Source organism: Pedobacter aquatilis (assembly GCF_030409415.1).
Lineage (GTDB): Bacteria > Bacteroidota > Bacteroidia > Sphingobacteriales > Sphingobacteriaceae > Pedobacter > Pedobacter aquatilis.
On the sequence record NZ_JAUFPW010000012.1, the window covers coordinates 533,090 to 557,549 of the forward strand.

Annotated in this window: 18 protein-coding genes; 10 read left to right on the top strand and 8 right to left on the bottom strand. The window is 34.5% G+C overall.

The window, feature by feature from the left end:
- The first annotated feature begins 59 nt into the window (after positions 1-59).
- From QWY86_RS06355 to glgB, 3 genes are all read left to right on the top strand, one after another.
- Positions 60-2,993 carry a TonB-dependent receptor gene (locus tag QWY86_RS06355; RefSeq protein WP_290239925.1) on the top strand — a complete coding sequence of 978 codons (2,934 nt, stop codon included), beginning with the start codon at positions 60-62 and terminating at the stop codon, positions 2,991-2,993.
- Between the two features lie 161 nt (positions 2,994-3,154).
- The gene (locus tag QWY86_RS06360) at positions 3,155-5,617 is read left to right on the top strand and encodes a glycoside hydrolase family 31 protein (protein WP_290239927.1); all 2,463 of its coding nucleotides are present in this window, start codon (positions 3,155-3,157) and stop codon (positions 5,615-5,617) included.
- Between the two features lie 63 nt (positions 5,618-5,680).
- Positions 5,681-7,645: a 1,4-alpha-glucan branching protein GlgB gene (glgB, locus tag QWY86_RS06365; RefSeq protein WP_290239929.1), complete on the top strand. Its 1,965-nt coding sequence runs from the start codon at positions 5,681-5,683 to the stop codon at positions 7,643-7,645.
- A gap of 184 nt (positions 7,646-7,829) precedes the next feature.
- Here the strand turns inward: glgB and QWY86_RS06370 are convergent, their stop codons facing one another.
- Together QWY86_RS06370 and QWY86_RS06375 are read right to left on the bottom strand one after the other, a co-directional pair.
- A complete protein-coding gene (locus tag QWY86_RS06370) occupies positions 7,830-10,013 on the bottom strand; it encodes a TonB-dependent receptor (protein ID WP_290239931.1) in 2,184 nt (727 codons plus the stop codon).
- 59 nt (positions 10,014-10,072) lie between these two features.
- Positions 10,073-10,405: a DUF6660 family protein gene (locus QWY86_RS06375; protein WP_290239933.1), complete on the bottom strand. Its 333-nt coding sequence runs from the start codon at positions 10,403-10,405 to the stop codon at positions 10,073-10,075.
- A gap of 123 nt (positions 10,406-10,528) precedes the next feature.
- Here QWY86_RS06375 and QWY86_RS06380 point away from each other — a divergent pair, with 123 nt between their 5' ends.
- Positions 10,529-10,840, top strand: a complete 312-nt coding sequence (locus QWY86_RS06380) for a hypothetical protein (protein ID WP_290239935.1) — start codon at positions 10,529-10,531, stop codon at positions 10,838-10,840.
- A gap of 4 nt (positions 10,841-10,844) precedes the next feature.
- On the opposite strand, the gene QWY86_RS06385 is transcribed toward QWY86_RS06380, so the two are convergent.
- The 4 genes from QWY86_RS06385 to pfkA form a co-directional block, all read right to left on the bottom strand.
- Positions 10,845-13,241, bottom strand: a complete 2,397-nt coding sequence (locus QWY86_RS06385) for a hybrid sensor histidine kinase/response regulator (protein WP_290239937.1) — start codon at positions 13,239-13,241, stop codon at positions 10,845-10,847.
- 1,080 nt (positions 13,242-14,321) lie between these two features.
- Positions 14,322-15,320, bottom strand: a complete 999-nt coding sequence (gap, locus tag QWY86_RS06390; RefSeq protein WP_231462130.1) for a type I glyceraldehyde-3-phosphate dehydrogenase — start codon at positions 15,318-15,320, stop codon at positions 14,322-14,324.
- A gap of 8 nt (positions 15,321-15,328) precedes the next feature.
- Entirely contained in the window at positions 15,329-16,171 is an 843-nt protein-coding gene (locus QWY86_RS06395) for a hypothetical protein (protein ID WP_290239943.1), read from the bottom strand.
- A 6-nt stretch (positions 16,172-16,177) separates the two neighbouring features.
- Positions 16,178-17,164, bottom strand: coding sequence for a 6-phosphofructokinase (pfkA, locus tag QWY86_RS06400; protein WP_290239945.1), 987 nt, complete (start codon positions 17,162-17,164; stop codon positions 16,178-16,180).
- A 110-nt stretch (positions 17,165-17,274) separates the two neighbouring features.
- Here pfkA and QWY86_RS06405 point away from each other — a divergent pair, with 110 nt between their 5' ends.
- Positions 17,275-17,964 (top strand): NUDIX hydrolase, encoded by a 690-nt coding sequence (locus QWY86_RS06405; protein WP_231462152.1) that lies wholly within the window; start codon positions 17,275-17,277, stop codon positions 17,962-17,964.
- A gap of 111 nt (positions 17,965-18,075) precedes the next feature.
- Here the strand turns inward: QWY86_RS06405 and QWY86_RS06410 are convergent, their stop codons facing one another.
- Positions 18,076-18,936: a BadF/BadG/BcrA/BcrD ATPase family protein gene (locus tag QWY86_RS06410; RefSeq protein ID WP_290239948.1), complete on the bottom strand. Its 861-nt coding sequence runs from the start codon at positions 18,934-18,936 to the stop codon at positions 18,076-18,078.
- A gap of 220 nt (positions 18,937-19,156) precedes the next feature.
- On the opposite strand from QWY86_RS06410, the gene QWY86_RS06415 reads away from it, so the two are divergent.
- The 4 genes from QWY86_RS06415 to QWY86_RS06430 all read left to right on the top strand — a co-directional run bounded on the left by QWY86_RS06415 (position 19,157) and on the right by QWY86_RS06430 (position 22,868).
- On the top strand, positions 19,157-20,182 hold the full coding sequence (locus QWY86_RS06415; protein WP_290239951.1) for a threonine aldolase family protein: 1,026 nt from the start codon (positions 19,157-19,159) through the stop codon (positions 20,180-20,182).
- Between the two features lie 27 nt (positions 20,183-20,209).
- Positions 20,210-21,724, top strand: a complete 1,515-nt coding sequence (gene accC / locus QWY86_RS06420) for an acetyl-CoA carboxylase biotin carboxylase subunit (protein WP_290239953.1) — start codon at positions 20,210-20,212, stop codon at positions 21,722-21,724.
- 9 nt (positions 21,725-21,733) lie between these two features.
- Positions 21,734-22,321: a riboflavin synthase gene (locus QWY86_RS06425; protein ID WP_290239955.1), complete on the top strand. Its 588-nt coding sequence runs from the start codon at positions 21,734-21,736 to the stop codon at positions 22,319-22,321.
- Positions 22,322-22,406: 85 nt separating this feature from the next.
- A complete protein-coding gene (locus QWY86_RS06430; protein ID WP_290239957.1) occupies positions 22,407-22,868 on the top strand; it encodes a DUF4268 domain-containing protein in 462 nt (153 codons plus the stop codon).
- On the opposite strand, the gene QWY86_RS06435 is transcribed toward QWY86_RS06430, so the two are convergent.
- Complete coding sequence (locus QWY86_RS06435) at positions 22,869-24,023, bottom strand: tetratricopeptide repeat protein (RefSeq protein ID WP_290239959.1); 1,155 nt, start codon at positions 24,021-24,023, stop codon at positions 22,869-22,871. It lies immediately after the preceding gene.
- A 124-nt stretch (positions 24,024-24,147) separates the two neighbouring features.
- Between QWY86_RS06435 and QWY86_RS06440 the strand changes: the two genes are divergently transcribed.
- Positions 24,148-24,444, top strand: coding sequence for a hypothetical protein (locus QWY86_RS06440; protein WP_290239961.1), 297 nt, complete (start codon positions 24,148-24,150; stop codon positions 24,442-24,444).
- The last annotated feature ends 16 nt before the right edge of the window (positions 24,445-24,460 follow it).

Here is a 24,460-nt window from a genome sequence, read left to right on the forward strand (position 1 = left end):
AAAAAAGCATTTAAGTTTATATTAACTAAAGAACAACTAACCAAATAGTAAATCATTTTATGAGCAAATTCTCTACGCAAATCTTTTATGTGTTTATGCTTGTATGTGCAAGTCATTTTGCAGTGCAAGCCCAAAACGTAACGGTAAGTGGAACCGTTAAAGATAAACAAACTAAAGAACCATTAATAGGTGTAACCGTAATTATTAAAGGACAAACTGGAGGTACTGCAACTGGCGCCAATGGCAGTTTTAGTTTTACAACAGCGGCAAAAGCGCCATTTACTTTAGTAGCAAGTTACATTGGCTACGGCACAGTAGAACAGCAAATAACTGGTAGTGCAACTGGAATATTTATAGAAATGGACGGTGGTACTGTTTTGGGTAACGATGTAGTAATTTCTGCATCCAGAACACCAGAACGTATTTTAGAGTCTCCTGTATCAATAGAAAGAATGAGTGCGGCATCTATACGCGAAATTGCAGCACCATCATTTTACGATGCCTTAAATAATATGAAAGGCGTGGAGAGCAGTATGCAAAGTTTAACTTTTAAATCTATCAATACACGTGGTTTCAACTCTAACGGTAACACCCGTTTTAATCAGTATATTGATGGAATGGATAATCAGGCTCCGGGTTTGAATTTCTCTGTGGGTAATATCGTTGGTATTACCGAGCTTGATATAGATAATGTGGAGCTTTTACCTGGTGCATCTTCAGCTTTATACGGTGCTGGTGGTATTAATGGAACCTTGTTGATGACATCTAAAGACCCGTTTAAATATCAAGGGGCAAGTTTTCAATATAAAACCGGTGTTAACCATGTAAATGATAATAACAGCACGGTTCAGCCTTTTAATCAATTAGATGTTCGTTTGGCGAAATCATGGAATAATAAATTTGGTGTAAAGGCAGCATTTTCATTCTTGCAAGCAAAAGATTGGTTTGGTAATAACTATTCAAACTTTGACAGAAATTCGAGAACAGCAAAATCTGGAGATAGAAACAGTGATACCAACTATGATGGTATTAATGTTTACGGAGATGAAGTAAGTCAGAATATGAGAAATGTTGCTCTTAGTGTTCAGAATGCAACAATTTCGGGTATAAATGCTGGCTCGGGTGGTGCGATACCAAATATTAAAAACTTAATTGATGGTGCTTTTGGGGCAGCTATTCCTAATGCAGCGCAACAGGCTGGGTTTTTATCAAGTTTACCTGCTGCACTACGGCCGGCAGTTCAAAACTATTTCCCATTTTATGTTGGTTTAAAAGCAAATTTAATTCCTGATCAAAGTGTATCGAGAACTGGTTATAATGAAGAAAATCTGGTTGATTATGATACAAAATCATTAAAGGCTTCAGGAGCAATGTATTATAATATTACGAATACAGTTCAGGCTGTGGCGCAAGCAAACTGGGGCACTGGTACATCTGTTTACACAGGTTCAGATCGTTATTCTTTACGTAACTTCAATATTGGTCAGTATAAATTGGAGATAAAAGGTCAAGATTTTTATGTTAAAGGATATACAACGCAAGAGCGCTCCCGAGATTCTTATATCTCATCTATTTTAGGTAGTTACATTAATGAGGTTTCAAAACCATCAACAACGTGGTTTCCTCAGTATATTGGTAATTATGTTGGTGCAAGAGCTGCGGGACAAAGTGATGTAGCTGCACACACATTTGCCAGAGGCGTTGCAAATCAAGGTCGATTCGAACCTGGTTCAACTCAGTTTGCAAATGCGATGAATACCATCATGAATACCACAATTAGTGCAACTTCTATAAATTCAGCTAATCCATCTCAAAGTGTGTATGGTGCTAAATTTGACGATAAAACTAATTTGTACCACTATGAAGGTATGTACAACTTTACTAATGCTTTTAACAATGTGTTAGAGTTTCAGGTTGGTGCTTCATATCGTCTTTACGATTTAAATTCAGCAGGAACAATTTTTAACGATTTAAATGAATCGATTGACATTAGCGAATATGGTGCATTTGCACAGGTTGGTAAAAAGTTCTTTAACGATAAAGTGAAATTTACTTTTGCAGGTAGATACGATAAAAGTATGAACTTCGAAGGCCGTTTTACGCCACGTATTACCGGAGTTTTTACAGTTGCCAAAAACAATAACATCAGAGCATCTTATCAAACAGGTTATCGTAACCCAACAACTCAAAATCAGTATATCGATTTATCCGTTGGCGGAGGCTCGCAGCGTTTAATAGGTGGTTTGCCAGAAATCATGTTTGGTAAATATAATCTTAATGGAAACAAGGCATTTACCGATGTGAGTTACAGGGCGTTTGTGGCATCTGCTGCAACTGGCACACCAAATCCTGCTTTATTGCAGCAATATACCTTTGATGCTGGTGGCGTTCGTCCGGAAAGTGTTCAATCTTTCGAGTTGGGTTATAAAGGATTAATAACGCCAAACCTTTTAATTGATGCTTACGGTTACTATAACACTTATAAAGATTTTATCACAGCGGTTGATGTTTATCAGAATGTCGGTACGTTAGCTAGTCCAACTTTTGTAAAATTCGGTGTTCCGGTTAATGCACAAGGAGAGGTAAATTCTTATGGTGGCGCTTTAGGTTTGGATTATTTAATGAATAAATGGACAGTAAGCGGTAACGTTTCGTACAATCAAATCGGCGATCTACCAGTTAATTATATCAATGATTTCAATACGCCAAAAGTTCGATTCAATTTAGGTTTAGGAAATAAAGAAATTATCAAAAACTTCGGTTTTAACGTTTCTTATCGCTGGCAAGATAGATTCTATTGGAATTCATCATTTGCATCAGGCGAGGTACCATCGTACAGCACTTTGGATGCTCAGGTTAGCCTGAAAATTCCATCAGTTAATTCTTCAATTAAACTTGGTGGTTCAAACATCATGAATAAATATTATATTACTTCTTATGGCAACCCGGCTGCCGGAGCCATTTATTATCTGGCGTTTACATTTAATCCGTAGTTAGATACAAATTACAGTAATTACAAGAGCCTGCATAGTTTTAAACTTTGCGGGCTTTTTTATACACAATTGAGTTTCCTTTTGCAAAATATTTGTATTATAGTACTTTCTTAAACGTATCCCGGTTTAAGAACTTTAAATAAATTTTTTGAATTGTAAGGATGGAAGAAACAAACGATAAGCAAAACGAGGTTAATAATTTAATCGAAAAAGAACAGGAAATTCAACATTTAAATAATCCCGTTGATATTTCGGTAAAACCAATTGTTAAACAATATTTAGGAGAAGTTAAAAGGGTAAAAAAAGAAGGCAATCGATTTTATTTTTCGGATGGAGATGCCAGAGTAGAAATTAGAGTAGTTAGCGATAATATCATTCGTGTTCGACTTGCGCCACACGGTGTTTTCTTAGATGATTTTTCTTATGCAGTGCCTGAAGTTGATCAGAAAGTTTCTGTTTTCAAAATGCAGGAACATGATGATTTTTACACGGTTTCTACAAGTGTTGTAACCTGTAAAATTGAAAAGAAAAACTTCCATATTTCCTTTTCTGATAATATTACGAATACTGTAATGGTTGATGAAGCCAATTCTATGCATTGGGAGGAAAATGTTGATTTCGGTGGATATTATATTTATGCAACCAAAAAATGCCATCCGGAAGAAAATTTTTTCGGACTTGGAGATAAATCAGGAAATTTTAATTTAAGAGGAAGAAGGTTTGAAAACTGGAATACCGATGCTTATTCTTTCGGTTGGAATCAAGATCCTTTGTATCGAACCATTCCATTTTACATAGGTGTACATAACCAGGCAGCTTACGGCATTTTCTTCGATAACACTTTCAAATCTTATTTCGATTTTGGTGGTGAAGACGTATCTAAAACCAGTTTTTGGGCTGATGGTGGCGAATTACAGTACTACTACATTCATGGTCCGCACATGATGGATGTTGTTAAGCGCTATGCAACTTTAACAGGGACGCATCCAATGCCTCCAAAATGGACTTTAGGCTATCAGCAATGCCGTTGGAGTTACTATCCTGAAAGTAAAGTAAAAGAAATAGCTAAACAATTCAGAGATCGTAAAATTCCTTGCGATGCCATTTATCTGGATATTGATTACATGGATGGATACCGTTGCTTTACCTGGAATAAAAAATACTTTCCAGATCCGAGAAGAATGATAAAGGAACTTTCTGATGATGGTTTTAAAACTGTTGTGATGATTGACCCCGGAATAAAAGTTGACGATGATTACTGGGTTTTCAAAGAAGGTAAAGACAATAAATACTTCTGTCGTAGAAGCGATGATTATTTTATGGAGGGGCATGTTTGGCCGGGTCGTTGTCAGTTTCCTGATTTTACAAATCCAAAAGTTAGAAAATGGTGGGGTAAACTATACGAAGAGATGGTAGATATGGGTGTAGCAGGTTTTTGGAATGATATGAATGAGCCGGCAGTATTTGGTTCAGGTACTTTCCCTAATGATGTTCGTCATAATTATGATGGTTATCGTGGTTCACACCGTAAAGCGCACAATGTTTATGGTATGCAAATGGTGCGCTCTACTTACGAAGGTTTGAAAAAACTTATGCGTAATAAAAGACCTTTTACCATCACAAGGGCAGGTTATTCAGGCATGCAGCGTTACGCAAGCGTTTGGACAGGAGACAACATCGCAACCTGGGAGCACTTAAAAATTGGAAACATACAATGTCAACGTTTGTCCGTTTCTGGCGTACCTTTTTGTGGTACTGATATTGGCGGCTTTAGTGGTGAACCCGATGGAGAATTATTTACAAGATGGATTCAGCTTGGAACATTTTCGCCATTTATGCGGGCACACTCGGCCGGTGATACAGCAGAACGTGAACCTTGGAGTTTTGGGGTGTTTTTCGAAGATATTAACAGGAAGTTTATTGAATTAAGGTATCGTTTATTACCATATCTATATTCTGTTTTCTGGGAGCATCATCGTTACGGTTTTCCAATTTTACGTCCGCTTGTAATGCTCGAGCAAGAAAATATCAGTAACCATTTCCGTCAGGATGAGTTTTGTTATGGCGATAAATTATTGATTTGTCCGGTTTTGGAGCAAGGTGCAATTTCAAGAAAAGTTTATCTTCCAAAAGGAAAATGGTATAATTTCTGGACCAACGAAATTCTCGAAGGAGAAAGTGAGCACCTCATTGAAGCAAAAATTGATAGTATGCCAATGTTCGTACGTGCAGGTTCTGTAATTCCAGAATATCCGGTAATGCAATATGTTGATGAAAAATCAATCACAGAAGTTGTTTTAAATATCTATAACAGCGATTACGAAGTAAATTCTTACATGTATGAAGATCATGGCGATACATTTGCTTTTGAGCAGGACATATATTTAGAGAAAAAATTTACCGTTAAGGGTGATAACCAATTTTTAAAAGTAAATCAAAGAATTGAAGGTTTGTATACTCCAAATTATGAGTTTTATGCTTGTAATGTAATGGGTGTAAACTTCCAAGTAAATAAGATTATTGTAGATAATAAAGAGGTGAATGATTTTTATACTGATGATAAAAATATTCTTCACTTCAGATGCCTTAAAACTTTTTCTGAAATTCAGATTTTAAGTCTGTAACCTTCCAAACCCCGAAACTTTAAACCAGTTTCGGGGTTATACCTACCTAACTGAAAAACCTCTATGTCAGCAGCAAAAAAAGAAATTGTTAAAAAAGCAGCTTTACCTGTAGATTTTACTTTAAATGTTTGGTCTCATAGTTTGTTTACGGATTATGATATTGATTTGTTTTCTGTAGGTAAGCATTTTCGTCTGTACGAAAAATTTGGAGCTCACATAACAACGCTTAACAAAACAGCTGGAACATATTTTGCAGTTTGGGCACCAAATGCCATTAAAGTTGGGGTTGTTGGCGATTTTAATTCTTGGGATAATAATTCACATCCATTAAATAAGCGTTGGGATAAATCTGGGATTTGGGAGGGTTTTATCCCAAATATTGGAAAAGGAGAGGTTTACAAATACTTTGTTAAAGGATTTGATGAATCTGAACATTTAAAAGGCGACCCTTATGCCACAAAATGGGAACACCCACCGCAAACTGCTAGCGTAATTTGGGATACGGATTACAGTTGGAAAGATAAAGCCTGGTTAAAGAAAAGACCGAAATTAAATGCCTTAAACCAGCCTATATCAGTTTACGAATTACATCTAGGTTCTTGGCAAAGAGATCCGAACGAGCCAGAAAGAGTTTTAAACTGCCGTGAGGTTGCAACAGCATTAATTCCGTATGTTAAAGAAATGGGTTTTACACATGTAGAACTTATGCCGATAATGGAATTTCCATTTTTTCCAAGTTGGGGTTATCAAATAACCGGTTACTTTGGAGCAAGTTCGAGATATGGCAGTCCGCAAGATTTAATGTATTTAATTGAAGAGTTACATAAAGCAGATATCGCTGTAATTCTAGATTGGGTGCCATCTCATTTTCCTGGCGATAGACATGGTCTATACGAATTTGATGGAACACATTTATACGAACATGCAGATATGCGTAAGGGATTTCATCCAGATTGGAAATCCTATATATTTAATTACGATAGAAATGAAGTCCGTTCATTTTTAATAAGCAATGCCTTATTCTGGCTAGATAAATACCACGCCGACGGACTTAGGGTAGATGCTGTAGCCTCTATGCTTTATTTTAATTTTTCTAGAGAAGATGGTGATGCAGCAACTAATGAATACGGTGGAAGTGAGAACCTTGGTGCCATACAATTTTTGCAAGATTTAAATGTTGCAGTTTACGGTAATTTTGAGGGCGTTCAAACCATTGCCGAAGAAAGTAGCACTTACCCTGGCGTTACGCATCCGGTACATGCAGGTGGTTTAGGCTTTGGTATGAAATGGATGATGGGTTGGATGAATGATACGCTTAAATATTTCAAAGTTGATACTTTAGGTAGGAAACATCATCATAATCGGCTTAGCTTTAGCATGACTTATGCATTTACTGAAAATTTCATGTTGCCATTTTCGCATGATGAAGTAGTGCACGGAAAATCGCCAATGCTTTATAAAATGCCTGGAGATGAATGGCAGAAATTTGCCAATTTAAGGGCACTTTATGGTTATATGTTTACACATCCTGGTGCAAAACTTTTATTTATGGGCAACGAGTTTGCGGATACCAATGAATGGAATTTTACACAATCTCTTGATTGGCATTTGCTTCAATATGCCCCACACAAAGGAATGCAGGAAACCGTTAAAGCTTTAAACTTTCTTTATCGAAGCGAACCAGCTTTGTATCATTTTAATTTTAGTTACGAGGGTTTTGAATGGATAGATGCAGATAATAATGATGAATCTATTTTTGTTTACATGCGGAAAGGGCCTAAGGCAAAGGATACCTTAATTGTAGCTTTAAATTTTACACCGGTGGTGAGAGAGCATTACAGAATTGGAGTTCCGTTTAAAACTAAATGGAAAGAATTGTTTAATACAGATGCTATTGAGTTTTATGGTGGTGGAATAAATAATAAAGGAGATATAATACCCGATGAAACTGGTTACAACAATCAAAAGTATTCTATTAGTGTTTCCTTACCTCCTTTAGGAATGACGATTTTCAAAAATAAATTATAAGTTTTGTTTAGTATTTTATTAGGTTATAGTCATTCACAAAAGCGAAATTAGTTGTAAAAGAAAAAGCCTTCCGTTGCCGGAAAGCTTTTCTTTTTTTCGGAGTGGAAGCATCCGAAAGGACAAATATACAAGTAAAATGTATATATGTATAATTATTTGTGCTTGTGGTGTGTAAACTGTTCATTTACAGCTTTAATTTTATACCGGCATTAAATGTTCTACCTTCTGTATGCGTCCAAATATCGTCAAAGGTTGGGTTTACGTGCGAACCATTTACAACACTCTTGTAACGGCTTTGGCGTGTATCGGTAAAATTCTCTGCATTTATAAATACTGAAATTTTACCAAAATATTTTTCTGCCATTAAACCGAATTCCCAATATGAAGGTGTTTGGAAATTGTTGTAAAGGTATTGCCTATCTGTAAAGTAACCCTCCAAACCTAATTTTATATTTCTTTCTTTTTCGTAAAGCAGTGCTAAGTTTAATTTATTTTTAGGAAGAAGTCTGATGTCCTGAATTACGGGAAAATAATTTGCCTTTGCGTTGGTAAAAGTATATCCGGTAAAAAGTTTAAAATTATCTTTAAAAATAATTTTTGCATTTGTTTCAAAACCTTTGCTGTTCACGGCTTGGCTAGTATTAGCAAAATAAAAATTTAATGCATCTTGCAATAGGATTGTTGAATTGCTAATTCTGGTGTAGAAAAACATTTGATTTAAGCTAATCATCCAATCATCACCAATATTGGTTTTGTAATTAATATCGGCTGTGCCACCATAACTCTTTTCTGCTTCTACATTATTTAATGGTCGTAAATTTTGATATTGGAAAGTTTCAGTTTGTTCTGTAAAAAGGGTAGGTGTTTTATAGCCTAAGCCACCACCAATTCTCGAGCTCCATTTATCGTTAAATTTATATAAAGCCGATACTCTCGGTAAAATAAAAAAATCAGTATTGCTGTATAAGTCGTTATAATATTTAGTTAAATCTGTTCTTATACCACTTTCAAGTTTTAGTTTTTCTGTCACATCCCAAGTTTGTTGAAAATACAAGCCGGCAGTTTTTGTTATAAAATTTTTAGCAAGCAAAGTTTGATTTTTTTCTCTAAAATCATCGTACACTAAGTTCGCACCAAATATTAAACTTTGATTTTTTATGTTTTTTAAATAACTAACATCTGCATAAACATTGTAATTATCACCATTAAAACTGTAGTTGGGAATACTAATGTCGCGTTTAAAATAATTGAAACTCGTTTTTACACTTAGTAAATCCTTCTCTGCATATTTTACACTCAAATCTAACGTTGAGGTATTTCGCATTGTTGCGTTGTTTTCAAAATAAGTGTGGCTGTTGCTCACCCCATTTTTTATCAGTTCTATATCGCCGCCAGTTCTGTCACTTTTTGTAAATGCATTTCCAATTATCAGCGTAGTTTTATCATTTGGATAAATAAACACTTTAGGGTGGATGGTAAAATCTTTAGATTTTGGAAGCTCTGTAAAATCGTCTTCATCAACATCATAAGGCTTTTGAAAATTAGCAATAGCTAGAAAACTATAGCCAATTTTGCCATTTCGTTTCATTGCAAAGCCGCCAAGATTTGTTTGGCCAACGTTAGATTGATTAACGATGAAATTATAATCAGCTTTTTCGCGTGGTGTTCTCGAGATAAAATTTACAACCCCGGCAATTGCTCCGGCTCCATATAAAGTAGAAGCAGGACCTTTAATAATTTCCACCTGAGCCAAATCCAATGGAGGAATTTCAAGAATACTTAAACCACTGGCAAAATTACCGAAACTGGCGTATCCATCTTTTAAAAGTTGCGTATATCGCCCATCTAATCCCTGAATTCTAATGCTGGCATTTCCACTTGTTGCAGATGTTTGTTGTACGGCAATACCAGTACTTTCATGCAAAATCATCGAAACGTTTGCTGGTCGCATATTGCTTTTTTCATCAATTTCTTCCAACTCAATTGTTTCCACACGTGTAGGTGTATTTTGAATGCTTCTACTTGTTCTGGTTGATGATATGATTACCTCCTCAAGTTCATCTTCTGATGATTCGAGAAATATTTCCATTGGAATCTGTTGATTTTGAGGAAAGTTTAATGTAATTGTTTTTTTCTCGTAACCAACATAAATAATGCTCAATGTTTGTTTACCATTTGGGATGTTATTTAAAATGGCAAGGCCAGCATCGTTTGTAATTGCTTTAAGATTTGAATTGATTACACTAATTGTAACACCTGGTAAAATTGCCTTGTCGTTTTCTGCCTTTACTGTAAGCTTGAAACTGTTCTGTGCATGCGCACTTGCTACGCACACAAATGTGCATAGCAACAAAAATATTTTTTGCATTTGTATTTAATTGATGATTGAATAAATAAAATCGGCAATTGGTGCCGATTAAATTAGAATTAACTTAAAAATTCAGTTATCAATTTTGGAGGCTGCCAGATGTTTTTGGCATAGTTTGTTGGGAAGCAATTACGGTAACTAGCTATCTTTTCTCTGTTATGTACAGGTTTTGGATTGGTTAGCTGTGCAACTTTTAAATTGATGATAATTAATTGCCCGCAGCAATTGCAATTACATAATGGAGAACAGTTATCGTTATCTTGATGGCTATTATCTTTGGTGATAATCTGTTCAATAGCGATTTCTGAGTTATCTGCAAGCTCAAAATCTTCGCATGAGATGCAAGATAAAGCGAGGATAGAGATGCATAAGATGATAGCAAATAACTTCATAAGATGTTCAAAGATACACAAAATATAAAAGCTTTATTCCATTGAGTTGTTTGTTTTATTCTCATAAAACGAACAATTGAAGAAACCATGTGTTGATGATCTAATTGCTATAAATTTATGCAAATGCCAATCATTAATAATTCATCACCAGCTATCAAACCCTTGTTAAAAGTGTGGCATCCTCAAGATGAAATATGCCTGGAAAAATTAAAGGCCGGCGATAAAGAGACTTTTAAAATCCTTTACAAATTATACTCTTCTGCTCTGTATGGCTCGATTATTCGGGATGTAAAGGACAAGAAAAAAAGCTGCGAGATTTTAGAAAATACATTTATTTATGCATGGCAAAATATTTCATCTTTCGATGAATCTAAATCGAAGATTTTAATATGGCTTTTGAAAGCAGGAAAAGAAATGACTAATAAACGTAGATAATATTTTAAGCACTTTGAGTCAAACTGTCGGCCAAATTAGGTTGTTTAGATAATACTTCGGTTATTTTCTGGTACATTAATTCTTCATCTACAGGTTTATTCAAATAGCCGTTAGCGCCAATATTGTAAACCCTCTCTTTCGTTATGCTAGTAACGTCTGCAGTTATAACAATTATTGGTTTTTCGCTATTTAATGGTCCTGTCAAGCCACTTCTTATTGCCGAAATGGCTTCATAACCATCCATAACCGGCATCTGTAAATCCATTAAAATTAAATCTATGCTTTTATCAGTTTTTAGTATTTCTAAAGATTGAGCACCATCACCCACTAAAGATACTCTTGTGTTTTTCCAATCCTCAAGCATCATTTGAATAATCATTTGATTCATAGGGTTATCTTCAACAATTAAAATATGTTTGCCCAGTAAATCATGCTCATCATTTGGGTAAGTATTTGCAGGTTTAGTAATTACTTTTTGAACAGGATATTTAATCGAAATTTCGCAACTTGTACCACAGTCAATACTGCTTATAATATTTATTGATCCCTCATGCAAATCAGTCAAGGCTTTTGCAATTGTTAAACCAATACCGAAACCTCCATACTTTCTTTTATTATCGGAATTTGTTTGAGCAAACAGTTCGAATATTTTATCTAGCTTTTCTTTAGGGATGCCAATTCCGGTATCGCTAACAGTGATGTTTAAGCTTAAAATATTATCTTCTATAGTAGATTTTGCCTTTAACCTTACTTCGCCTGTTGATGTAAACTTGATTGCATTGCCCAAAACATTATGGATAATCTGTTCGAGCCTTACTGAATCGCCAAGTAGAATAATATTTTGCTCTAAAGTTGATTCGTAATTAAAAGCCAAACCTTTTTCTTTAGTTTGCCTTTGTGCAACATCCGCTAATTTTCCTAATACTTCATGTGCACTAAAATCATTATTGTTTAACTGAAGTAAACCCTTTTCAATTTGGGAGAAATCAAGAATATCGTTAACGGATGAAATTAGACCATTAGAAACCAATCTTATTTTCTCATAATTCGATTTCAGTTTAGCATCAGTTGTCTCTTTTTCCATAATTGCAGCCAATCCTAAAATTGCAGTTAAAGGCGTTCTTAGTTCGTGGCTCATGTTGGAGAGAAAGTAAGATTTAATATCATTCATTTCTTCCGATTTTTGGAGGGCCACACTTTGAAGTTCTTCTTTTTTGTTTCTTAATATGCCAATTCTGCTGGCCATACTTAGAGATAGTGCAATAATTTCTAATCCAATTCCTGGTTTTGTAATGTTATCTGTAGAAAAATCTTCTGGAAAAATACCAAAATTCATTAGTATGGCTAAAATGATACTTAATGCTAAAATTGAGATTCCAATAGTGTAAAATATATCTATGGATTGTTTTTTAAAAATAATTATAGCTATAGATGAAAAGATTAGTACTAAACCGAAAACAGTTAGGATATTAATAATTGGATATGAATATTTCAGGAAATTAGGGAATATTACAATTGCAATTAAAACTAACCCTAAGGCAATATATAGTGGTTTAAATAACTTATGTATGCGATTATTTTTTTGTTTAATCTCAAGAATGATTTCGCTGTACTTGCCAAAAAAGAAACAACTTAAAACTGCACTGATAATAACAGCACGCAAGCTTAGCCAGGAATTACCAGTACCAATATACTGATGGTAAAAGCCATCTAAAGCAAATTGACAAAGCCCCATAAAAACTACATATAAAGTGTAGTAGAGAAAGGAAATATCTTTTAATGCAAAATAAAAGAAGAAATATGTTATTGCAATAACGATAAGAATACCGTAAAAAACACCCATAATAAGTTGATCAAGATAGGTGTACTTAAGCATCCTCTCCTGACTTAGCAGTGTTAATGGAAGTGAGTTTTTCTCACCGTCATTTTTCAATTGTATAAAAGCGCTTTTAGCTTCCCCAGGCGCTAATTCAATCTTAAAAATGGTTTTTCTATTGGCAACACTTTTTTCACTAAAAGCTAAATTATCTCCATTTTTTTGTACCTCAAGTAACGAATTTTTCCCAATTAAATAAAGATTTACATTATCTGTAACGGGTTCTGCTGTCTGTAAATAGTATAGTATGGGCCTGTCTAAAGTGTTTTCAATTTGAAACTTTAACCAGTAGTTATCCGCCGTAAAACCCAAATTGCCAAGTTTGCCATTTAATGGCGTAAACTTTAGCTTATGTGAATTTTGTAGAATGTTATCAAAACTAATTTTTTCATTACCTGTGTTTAAGATAGATGCATAATTTAAAATTGATGTTTCTTCTGGTAAATTACCTTCTGTTAGTTGATACTGAGCCCTTGATGTTACCGCACTAATAAGCAGGAGCAAAAGTGTAAATATTCTTCTCAAAATAATAAATTGTATAAGGCTATGATCAACTCTTGTTGACCAATAGGACAGCTTTTTTGGTAGAGGCGTAGAACATTTAAGCTGCGACTATATGCAATGATATATAAAGAATGTGTATTTATTGTGCCTCAATTGTGACTTTTATGTTATAAAGGTTTAAATATGCACAACCAGTCGGAATTAAATATACGCAAATTGAATTTGAGAGATTTTACGTAAAAAACATATGGTTTGCATATTGTAGATAATGCTTGATATCGGTTGTTGTACCGCCCTGCAATAGATGAATGTAAATCAAAATTTTAGTTAATGTTTAAAATGGAAAACATGCTAATTCAACATCTATTTAATAGTTTTAAAGTTTATAACTACTGCTATTATTTCAAGTTGATGTAAATAAACAGTATATCACTTTGTTATCACCAGCGTTCCGAGCGTTGTAAAAATGTTAGATTTATGATTAGAGTTAAATGTTACGTATCAAGTTGATTCAGAGTGACAAACTCCGTTAAATAAGAAAAGAGATACTCCATCCAGACGTATCTCTTTTTTCTAACCAAATATAAACCTGTTATGAGCCAGGCTTTGTCTTAAATTTTCTATTCGAACAAATTGTTTTCAAGAAAATGATTTATCTTTTTATTGAGTAAAAACCTCGTTCTGATTATTACTCTACAAATATAGTAAAAAAAATGTTAGTGTAAAAAATACACTAAGAAAAAATTAAGTATTTTTTTTGTCATTTTTTTATAACTGCCAATTATTATTTTAGTCTCAGTTAATATTCAATTGATTTTTCAAATTTAACAAGAAAATTCATTAATAAATTGTTAAATAATGTAAAATCATATTAATTTATTGTGGAATTGTATCAACTATCCCAAAAAATTGAAATTAACTAAACATATTATTTCGATTTTTTGACTACTTATAAAATATTAGTCTAATTTTTTAAGATTTTTAGGAAGATGTAGTAATAATTTCTATTTTAAATATCTAATTTATTAGTAAATAAAAAAAAGAGGTTAACATTTTTAAATGTTAACCCTTAATAATTTTAATTTAACTTAAAATCAAATATTATAAACTTGCGTAGTATTCTACAAATTTAGCTAATGCTGAAGAATATCCCCACTCGTTATCATACCAAGAAACAACTTTTACGAAGTTATCGTTTAATGAAATACCTGCTTTAGCATCAAAAATTGAAGCATGGTCATCACCAATAAAGTCAGATGAAACAACTTCATCTTCTGTATAAGCTAAAACACCTTTTAGTTCGCCTTCAGAAGCTGCTTTCATAGCTGCTTTAATTTGCTCGTAAGTAGCTGGTTTTTCTAAACGTGCTGTTAAATCAACAACTGAAACATCAGCTACAGGAACGCGGAAAGACATACCAGTAAGTTTACCCTTTAATTCTGGTAATACCATACCAACTGCTTTTGCAGCACCAGTAGAAGAAGGGATAATGTTTGAGAAACCACCACGGCCACCTCTCCAATCTTTTGCAGATGGACCATCAACTGTTTTTTGAGTTGCAGTAACAGCGTGAATTGTACTCATTAAACCTTCAACGATTCCGAAATTATCATTTAATACTTTAGCAATAGGAGCTAAACAGTTAGTAGTACAAGATGCATTCGAAACAATAGTTTGGTCTGCAGTTAATTTATCGTGGTTAACACCCATTACATAAGTAGGGATGTCGCTATCTTTAGCAGGAGCAGAGAAAACTACTTTTTTAGCACCTGCAGCAATGTGTTTCTCAGCATCAGCACGTGTCAAAAATAAACCTGTAGATTCGATAACAACTTCAACACCTACGGCATCCCATTTTAAATCAGCAGGATTTTTTTCTGCAGTAACACGAATTGTTTTACCATTAACAACTAGGTTACCATCCACAACTTCAATTGTACCATCGAATTTACCGTGGGTAGTATCATATTTTAACATATAAGCCATGTAATCTGGCTCAATTAAATCGTTAATGGCTACAATATCTAATCCTCTTTTTAATGCAGCTCTGAAAACCAGTCTGCCGATACGGCCAAAGCCGTTTATTCCAATTTTGCTCATTGTTTTTGTTAATTAGTGTAATGTTTTAATAAATTTAGTATTGGTTCTTTTATAATGGTTTTAATAGTTAAATCATGTTTTTCGGCTGTATATATTAATCTGTCTTTAAATTCTGCTGCAACCGTTCCTACAAAATGTAAATCTTCTTTTGGGTACTTATTTTTCATCGGTAAAATGTAGGTTTGAAAGTGTTTCTCGAAACCCTCATCAATCATTTTTAAAATATGGCCGTGCTTACTATTTTGTATAAAAAAATCGAGAAATGAACTCAGAAAAATATTTGCCTGAGATTTTCTGTAAATTCTTTCGAATATCTGACTTCTATCTAAATTGTAAGTTCTGATAAATTTCATTTCTAACTCTTTAGGGAGCTTATTGGTCAAAAAACTTCTTAAAAGCATTTTACCTAAATAATTTGCAGAACCTTCATCACCTAAAACATAGCCTAAGCCAAAGTTATTGGTAACCGGTTTCTTTCCGTCAAAATAAGCGCAATTTGCGCCACTGCCCAACATACTAACAATGCCAGTTTTATTATAACAAACTGCCTTGGCGGCGCCAAATAAGTCATTTTCTACCACAACTTTGCTATATCTAAAAAAAGATGACAAAGTTTTTGCAAGTTCTTCTTTTCTATCTGTAGAAGATGCGCCAGCGGCAAAGAAATATATCTTCTTTATGTTTTCAGCATTGTTTACTAAAGCAACCTTCTTATTTAAAATTTGAAGAATTGTTTTTTTATCAACAAAGCAAGGATTTATACCAGTAGTATTGCAATGTGCTACAACTTCTCCGTTTTGGGTTAACTTCCAAAATGCCGTTCTCGAACCACTATAAACAACTGCTATCATCTTTTATTATATGGATAGGACTTCTGTCATTTCCATTAAATCATTTTCGAGTTTATAAGAATGAGCGCTTAACGCATCTTCAATACTGGTTAACTTTACTAGGTTTCCATGTAAACCAACCATTTGTGCACTTTCTCCTGCAATGAGTGCATTTACAGCTGCATAGCCCAATCTGCTACCTAAAATCCTGTCGAAACTATTTGGGCTACCACCTCTTTGCAAATGACCTAAAATGGTAACCTTTGTATCGTAATGATCAAAAGTTTCCTTAACACGCTTTGCGATATCGTAAGCACCACCTTGTTTATGGCCTTCGGCAACAATTACAATACTTGATGATTTTTTTGTCGCTGCACCTAAAGCAAGTTTTTGGATCAGTTCATCAACGCTGGTTTCGATTTCAGGTAATAAAACCGCTTCTGCTCCGCTAGCTATAGAACTTCGCAATGCGATACAACCAGAATCTCTACCCATTACCTCTATAAAAAATAATCTATCGTGCGCATCTGCTGTATCTCTGATTTTATCGATAGCTTCAATAACAGTATTTATTGCAGTATCGTAACCTAAAGTAAAATCCGATCCACTCAAATCGTTATCAATTGTGCCGGGTATACCAATAACTTTAACCCCAAATTTTTCGCCGAAACGTTTAGCACCAGTAAAAGTACCATCGCCGCCAATTACAACTAAGCCATCAATGTCATTAGCTTTTAAATTATCGTAAGCAAGTTGCTGACCTTCGTCGGTTTTAAACTCTAAACAGCGAGCTGTTTTTAAAATAGTTCCGCCTAAATGTAAAATATTACTTACAGAGCGGGCATCCATTGGTTTAATGTTATTACTAATTAAGCCTTGATATCCTTGCATAACACCAAACATGTTGATGCCATGGTAAATTCCTGTACGTACGACCGCTCTAATTGCAGCATTCATGCCAGGAGCATCGCCCCCAGAAGTAAGTACAGCTATATTTTTAATATTTGGTTTCATCTTTGTGTTACGAATATAGTGTGTATTTTCTACACTAAGTAATTTATTTTATTTTTTTTACTTAATATTGAAAGTCATACCTTTAACGCTTAAATTAACTAAATTTTACCTTGGAACAAATTTTACCTCATTTAGATTCCGTTTTTTCCATCGACTGTGTGCTGTTTGGATTCGATGGTAAGGAATTAAAAATCTTACTTATCGAAAGGAATGAAGAGCCTTTTAAAGATTGGTGGGCGCTACCAGGAAATATTGTTGGCCCCGATGAAAGTTTGGATCAATCGGCTTCTAGAATTTTATACGAATTAACTGGCTTACGTGGTATTTACATGGAGCAATATTATGCTTTTGGCGATCCCGGCCGACATCCGCAAGGTAGAGTAATTACGCTTGCATATTATGCGCTTATTCGTTTAGGTGGCGATAAAGATTTACGTCCAGTTAGTAATTATGCTAAGCAGGCAAACTGGTTACCGATTACTGCGTTACCTAAGTTAGCTTTCGATCATCAAAAAATTTATGATAAAGGCTTAGAGAAAATTAAGCGTAGAATTAAACACCAACCTATAGCTTTCGAATTATTGCCAGAAAAATTTACACTTACACAATTACAACACGTTTACGAATTGGTTTTGGGTAAGAAACTCGATAAGAGAAATTTCAGAAAGAAAATTGTAAGCTTTGGCGTTCTAAAAGAATTAGATGAGAAGCAGAAAGGTGTTTCTTACAGAGCAGCAACTTTATATCGATTTGATAAACGAAAATACGCTAAACTTTTCGGTAAGGAAATATCTTTTTAAGTTAAAAGTTAAAAGTTAAAAGTTAAAAGTAAAAAGGTCTGGTTTGTATTTCAAACCAGACCTTTTTTATGAGAGTCTTTAAACTCTAAACCTTAAACTCCAAACTTAAAACTAGCCTTTAGGCGCCAGTTCTAAATGATAGTGTACTAAATCATCTATAGGAGAACGAATGATTTTACCAACGCCCATTTCATAACGGTCGGCAACGATACTTAATATGTCGCGGAAGCTGTAACCTACAGAGCCCACACAGTTTAATTTGTGGTCTTTGTAGTTAGGGTAATGGATAACTAAAGCTTCGAAAAATGCTGTAAATGCATAATCGATGGTTTTGTAGGTGTAATCTTCGTAACTATCCTTAAAATCGTATAAAAATTTACTAAAACTTGCACAAAAACGATTTGGCAAAGGTTTGTTGTAAATGTTATCGAAAATATCTTCGTTAGTTAGAGCATAATTATCATAAAAAGCCTCTCTTAAACCTTTCGGCATGTAACCTTTCATATAATCGCTTAAAATTCTTTTACCGATGTACGAACCGCTTCCTTCATCGCCTAGAAAGTAACCTAAAGAGTCGATGTTTAAAGTGATGTCGTTACCATCGTAAAGGCAAGAATTTGTACCTGTACCTAAAATTGCAGCAAAACCTGGCTCGTTTCCTAATAATGCTCTGCAAGATGCAAGTAAATCGTGTCCAACAAATATTTCGGCATTTGTAAAAACCTGTTTCATTGCATCAGCAACAATTTTCTTGTTGCCAGGTGTAGAACAACCGGCTCCGTAATAATATACCGCAGTTAACTTTCCTCTTTCTAAGTGGTCCGGAAGAGTTTCGTTTAATGATTTTACAATATATTCTCCCTTTGAAAAATATGGGTTGTAACCTTCGGTATTAAAGTAAATTTTTCTGCCGGCCTCGTTAATCAAGCACCAATTTGTTTTGGTTGATCCACCGTCTGCAATTACTATCATTTTATTTATTTTTGGTTTTAGCACGATAAAAGTATAAAAAGTCTTATATTTTGTATCTTTTTTTTTAATAATTTTTTAACAATTTGTTGTTGTCAAAAACTAAGTGTGTAAAAAATACACTATAGATGTTGTTTAATCGCATCAAAACCTTAAAATTATACCCGAAAAGGCATTGGTCTTTTTTAAAAGCGTCAGAATTATTTTACAAATTTTTAGCAGAATGATTAATAAACTTATTGATTTCAGAAGTGATACGGTAACCAAACCAACGGCCGGAATGTTAGAGGCCATGATGCAGGCAAAAGTTGGTGATGACGTTTTTGGTGAGGATGAGACGGTACATCATCTGGAAACCAAACTTGCCGCAATGTTTAATATGGAAGCCGGACTGTTTTGTCCGTCAGGGACAATGACAAATCAAATTGCAATTAAATGTTTCACCCAGCCAATGGATGAGGTAATTTGCGACCAAACTGCCCATGTTTATCGTTATGAAATTGGCGGTATTGCCTTTCATTCGGCTGCATCGGTAAGATTATTGCATGGCGAAAGAGGGATTTTAACGCCTGAACTTATCGAAGCTGAAATTAATGAAGATAACATTCACTATCCAAATTCTTCTTTGGTTGTTTTGGAAAACACCGTAAATAAAGGTGGCGGAAAATGTTACAAACTTTCTCAAATTGCACCAATACATCATTTATGCAATATTAAAGGACTAAAACTTCACCTTGATGGTGCAAGAATTTTTAATGCTTTAGCCGCAACAGGAGATAAAGCTCATGACTACGGAAAGTATTTCGATGGGATTTCTGTTTGCTTATCAAAAGGTTTGGGTGCCCCTGTTGGTTCAGTTTTATTAGCAAGCAAGGAAACTATTAAAAAAGCCAGAAAAATTCGCAAAGCATTTGGCGGCGGAATGCGACAAGCGGGATTTCTTGCAGCCGCAGGTATTTATGCTTTGGATAATCATGTAGAGCGTTTAAAAAACGATCATCAACATGCTAAAGATTTAGCTGTAGCACTTGCCAGAACATCTTATGTAAAATCAATCGTGCCTGTTGAAACCAACATTGTAATTTTTGAAGTAGAAAATGGTACTGCCAACAAAGTTGTAGAACAATTTAAAAACAAAGGTTTACTATGTGCAACCACCAGTGCAAGTACAATAAGGCTGGTAACGCATTTAGATGTTACCCCTGAGATGATGGACAGGGCAATCGAAATTATATTACATTTGTCTTAAGCGAAATGTATTTTAATTATTAACCAAATGTTCGACAAAAGAATAGATATAAAGCCGATTTCAAAATTGTTGGTTGCTAACAGGGGTGAGATTGCGTTGCGAATAATGCGTTCGGCAAGAGAAATGGGTATTAAAACCGTTGCTGTGTTTTCTGAAGCAGACAGAAATGCACTGCATGTTCGCTATGCTGATGAAGCCATTTGCATTGGTCCGGCGCCATCTAATCAAAGTTATTTATTAGGCGAAAATATTCTCGATGCTTGCAGAAAAACAGGTGCAGCAGCAATTCACCCTGGCTATGGTTTTTTATCTGAAAATGCAGGTTTTGCTCAAATGGTTGCCGATGCTGGTTTGATATTAGTTGGTCCTTCGCCACATGCAATGGAAACAATGGGAAACAAACTTTCGGCTAAAGCAGCGGCTTTAAAGTACAATATCCCCATGGTTCCAGGAACGGAAGAAGCTATAAAAAATGTTGCCGAAGCTAAGGATAGAGCCGTTGAAGTTGGTTTTCCGATTTTGATTAAAGCTGCTGCCGGTGGTGGTGGAAAGGGAATGCGAATTGTTGAAAAAGTAGAAGATTTTGAGGAGCAAATGAAACTTGCTGTAAGCGAGGCTACTTCTGCCTTTGGTGATGGCTCTGTTTTTATAGAGCGATATGTTACCTCTCCACGCCACATCGAAATTCAGGTTTTGGGCGATACGCATGGTAATATCGTTCATTTATTTGAACGCGAATGTTCTGTGCAACGTCGTCACCAGAAAGTGGTAGAAGAAGCACCTTCATCTGTTTTAACGCCTGAAATACGGGCTAAAATGGGTAAATGTGCGGTTGATGTTGCTCGTTCTGTAAGTTATACCGGAGCAGGTACGGTTGAGTTTATTTTAGATGAAAACCTTGATTTTTTCTTCCTCGAAATGAATACCCGCTTGCAGGTTGAGCATCCGGTTACCGAATTAATTACCGGAATAGATTTAGTTAAAGAACAAATAAAAATTGCACAGGGCGAAGTCTTATCATTTACCCAAGAAGATTTAAAAATTAACGGTCATGCAGTAGAACTTAGGGTTTACGCAGAAGATCCGAATAATAATTTCCTGCCGGACATTGGCACCTTGCAAACCTACAAAACACCAAAAGGCAATGGCGTAAGGGTAGATGATGGTTTTGAGCAAGGTATGGAAATTCCTATTTACTACGATCCGATGATTGCTAAACTCATCACCTATGGTAAAGATAGGGAAGAGGCAATTGAGCGGATGGTAAGGGCAATTGAAGAATATGAGATTACTGGGATAGAAACCACGCTTGGTTTTGGTAAATTTGTAATGCAACATGAAGCTTTTAAAACAGGTCAGTTTGACACTCATTTTGTCGGTAAATATTTTAATGCCGATAGTTTGAAAAGTCTCGATGAAACGGAAGCATTAATTGCGGCGTTGGTTGCAACAAAAATTTTTAATCAGAAAGGTGAAAATTTAACTGATGCATCAGTGGTTAAATCCTCATCAAACTGGAGAAAAAACAGATTAAAATACTAATCCAAAAGCATGTTTACCGGAATTATTGAAACCCTTGGCGAAATAAAAGCCATCAAAACTGAGAATACTAATATACATTTTACCATTTCATCGGCAATTAGTAATGAGTTAAAAATCGATCAAAGTGTATCGCACAATGGTGTATGCCTAACTGTAGTTGCTTTGAGCGATAATACCCATACTGTAACCGCAATTGGTGAAACTTTAAGTAAAACGAGCTTAGGAAACCTTAAAGTTGGTAGCAAAATTAACCTGGAGCGTTGTATGCAAATGAACGGCCGTTTGGATGGGCACATTGTTCAGGGTCACGTAGACCAAACTGCAATTTGCGTAAAACGAGAAGAATTGGATGGAAGTTGGGAATATCGTTTTAAATATGATGCAAGCAACGGAAATGTAACGGTAGAAAAAGGTTCTGTTTGTGTTAATGGCATTAGTTTAACGGTTGTAAATTCGCAAAGCGATCAATTTTCTGTGTTCATTATTCCTTATACCTTCGAGCATACCAATTTACATGAAGTTGAAGTTGGTGATACTGTAAATCTGGAATTTGATATAATCGGTAAATACGTTGCCCGTTTAATAGGTAGGCCGTAATAAGAAAGTTAAAAGTAGAAAGTATAAAGCGACAATTAAGGAAGTTCAAATAATGGGCCTTGAAAATCTAAAATCGTAAATTAATTTGTATAGTAAGGAAGAAGCGGTACGTTTACGTCAGCAGTTTTGGATAAGCTTTGGGCAATACATGAAACCAGTTCCATCAGCGAGCGGTTCTACAGTACATTGGACTAACTATAAAACAGGTGTTAAGAACATCTTTTTTAAAATGGATGTGGATAAAAAAACAGCAATAATTTCCATACAGCTTTCCCATTCCGACACTGGCATCAGACATTTAATATTTAATCAGTTTGAAGAATTTAAAACAATGTTTGTCAATATTGTTGGTGAGGAGTGGGATTGGATACAAGATTACACGGATGAATATGGAAAAACTGTCAGCCAAATTTCTATAAGCCTTAATGGTTTCAGTATTTTTAATCAGTCTCATTGGCCAGAATTAATTTCGTTTTTTAAACCAAGAATAATTGCACTTGATGAGTTTTGGGATAATGTAAAACCTGTTTTTGAAGATTTGAGTTAGTTACTTTTTCAAAATCGCCATCCTTTTATTAATAAATTCAAACACTTCTTTGTTTCCATCCGTATTGGGCAAAACCTTCAAAACTTGTGCATAGGTATTTATCGCATTCGTTTTTTGATTTAGTTTTGTATCGTAAATTTGTGCGAGGATGTAAAGCATATTACCTTCATTATCAAAAAAAGCACCTTTTCTATAAGCCGCTGCGGCACTTTCAAATTTCTCATCTTGCTCAAAACTTTCTCCAAGTTTAGTATAGTATAATAAAGTTTTTTTCGAAATCCCTGCGTTTATAGCCTTAGTAAAATATTGAGCCGCACTATTATAATCCTTTAAACCTCGATAGCAAAGCGCTATGTTGTAAAAAAGCCCCTCGTTTGTATCTTCAGCGGCTTGTGCGCTTACTTTTTTAAAGTAATTTAATCCTTTTTGAAAATCTTTTTTCATATAATAAACCTTGCCTAAGTTATTTAATACAAATGATGAGCTATCACCTTGCGCAAATAATTTCTCGCCAGTATTAATGGCTTCATCAAATTTAGCTTGCACTAAACAAAGCGGTAATTTTATTTTTAGTAGTTGAATATTAGTTGAATCAGCTTTAAGAGCAGGTGCTAAAATATTGCTCGCCATCCCGTGCAAATTGGATTTCATATAGAGTTCAGCCAAATCGAAAACTACATCAGCATCAACTGGGTTTAACTTATTGGCTTTTTTCAGGTAAATAATTTTTTTAACACTTATCAGGTCTGTTTCCAGATTGGCAAGTTGTTTATAAGGCGAAAAATTATTGCTGTCAATTTTGATGATTTCTTCGTATAGGCTTTTCGACTTGTTATTATTTCCTCTTTTGCCTGCAATACTCGCCAGGTTAAATAATATCGATAAATTTTGAGGCTGTAGTTGATAAGCACTAGTGTAAAATTTTTCTGCATCTGCTGTTTTACCGGCCATCATATAGCAATACCCAATTTGAGTTAAAGCTTTTAAATCTCTGTTGTTTTCTCCGTAAACATTGCGCAAATAATCAGCTGCTTCAGCATATTTCTGTGTTTGGTATAAATCGAAAAGTTTTTCTTTATCAATTGATGTTTGATTCTGTGCCAATACCCACACCGAAACCAGAGCAGATAATAAAATTAAAGACAGCTTTTTCATAGATTTGGAAATTTAAACTAATTTATTAGTTGTTTTTTGAAATTCCAAACTTTAATCAATTAAAAACAAAAATGATGGGTATTGGTTTATTAATGATATAGTTAATAATTAAAAATAAGAACCTATGAATACTTTAAAAAAGTTTGAATTAATGGAAAAGATAGTGCGTGAATTAGAAGATTTACAAAATTCTCAACAGGCACTTATTCAGAAAATTGGTAAAATCGAAGTAGATAATATCGAGCTTAGCGATAGCAGACTTGAAAAGGATTTACCAGATATTCATCAAAACCTTGCCGATAACTTGGATACCATTTCGGGTATTTTAGACTATTTTGCTAATAAAACACAAAATTTTGGAGATAAAAACAATGTAGATGCATTGAAAGAGCAAGAAGCGATTAATAATGCTACCAATTAATTTATAACTTAATCAT

What these genes read in the sequence shown, in the direction of transcription:
- QWY86_RS06355 (WP_290239925.1), top strand. Translation starts at nt 60, where the DNA reads ATGAGCAAATTCTCTACGCAAATCTTTTATGTGTTTATGCTTGTATGT.
- QWY86_RS06360 (WP_290239927.1), top strand. Translation starts at nt 3,155, where the DNA reads ATGGAAGAAACAAACGATAAGCAAAACGAGGTTAATAATTTAATCGAA.
- glgB (WP_290239929.1), top strand. Translation starts at nt 5,681, where the DNA reads ATGTCAGCAGCAAAAAAAGAAATTGTTAAAAAAGCAGCTTTACCTGTA.
- QWY86_RS06370 (WP_290239931.1), bottom strand. Translation starts at nt 10,013, where the DNA reads ATGCAAAAAATATTTTTGTTGCTATGCACATTTGTGTGCGTAGCAAGT.
- QWY86_RS06375 (WP_290239933.1), bottom strand. Translation starts at nt 10,405, where the DNA reads ATGAAGTTATTTGCTATCATCTTATGCATCTCTATCCTCGCTTTATCT.
- QWY86_RS06380 (WP_290239935.1), top strand. Translation starts at nt 10,529, where the DNA reads ATGCCAATCATTAATAATTCATCACCAGCTATCAAACCCTTGTTAAAA.
- gap (WP_231462130.1), bottom strand. Translation starts at nt 15,320, where the DNA reads ATGAGCAAAATTGGAATAAACGGCTTTGGCCGTATCGGCAGACTGGTT.
- QWY86_RS06395 (WP_290239943.1), bottom strand. Translation starts at nt 16,171, where the DNA reads ATGATAGCAGTTGTTTATAGTGGTTCGAGAACGGCATTTTGGAAGTTA.
- pfkA (WP_290239945.1), bottom strand. Translation starts at nt 17,164, where the DNA reads ATGAAACCAAATATTAAAAATATAGCTGTACTTACTTCTGGGGGCGAT.
- QWY86_RS06410 (WP_290239948.1), bottom strand. Translation starts at nt 18,936, where the DNA reads ATGATAGTAATTGCAGACGGTGGATCAACCAAAACAAATTGGTGCTTG.
- QWY86_RS06415 (WP_290239951.1), top strand. Translation starts at nt 19,157, where the DNA reads ATGATTAATAAACTTATTGATTTCAGAAGTGATACGGTAACCAAACCA.
- accC (WP_290239953.1), top strand. Translation starts at nt 20,210, where the DNA reads ATGTTCGACAAAAGAATAGATATAAAGCCGATTTCAAAATTGTTGGTT.
- QWY86_RS06425 (WP_290239955.1), top strand. Translation starts at nt 21,734, where the DNA reads ATGTTTACCGGAATTATTGAAACCCTTGGCGAAATAAAAGCCATCAAA.
- QWY86_RS06435 (WP_290239959.1), bottom strand. Translation starts at nt 24,023, where the DNA reads ATGAAAAAGCTGTCTTTAATTTTATTATCTGCTCTGGTTTCGGTGTGG.
- QWY86_RS06440 (WP_290239961.1), top strand. Translation starts at nt 24,148, where the DNA reads ATGAATACTTTAAAAAAGTTTGAATTAATGGAAAAGATAGTGCGTGAA.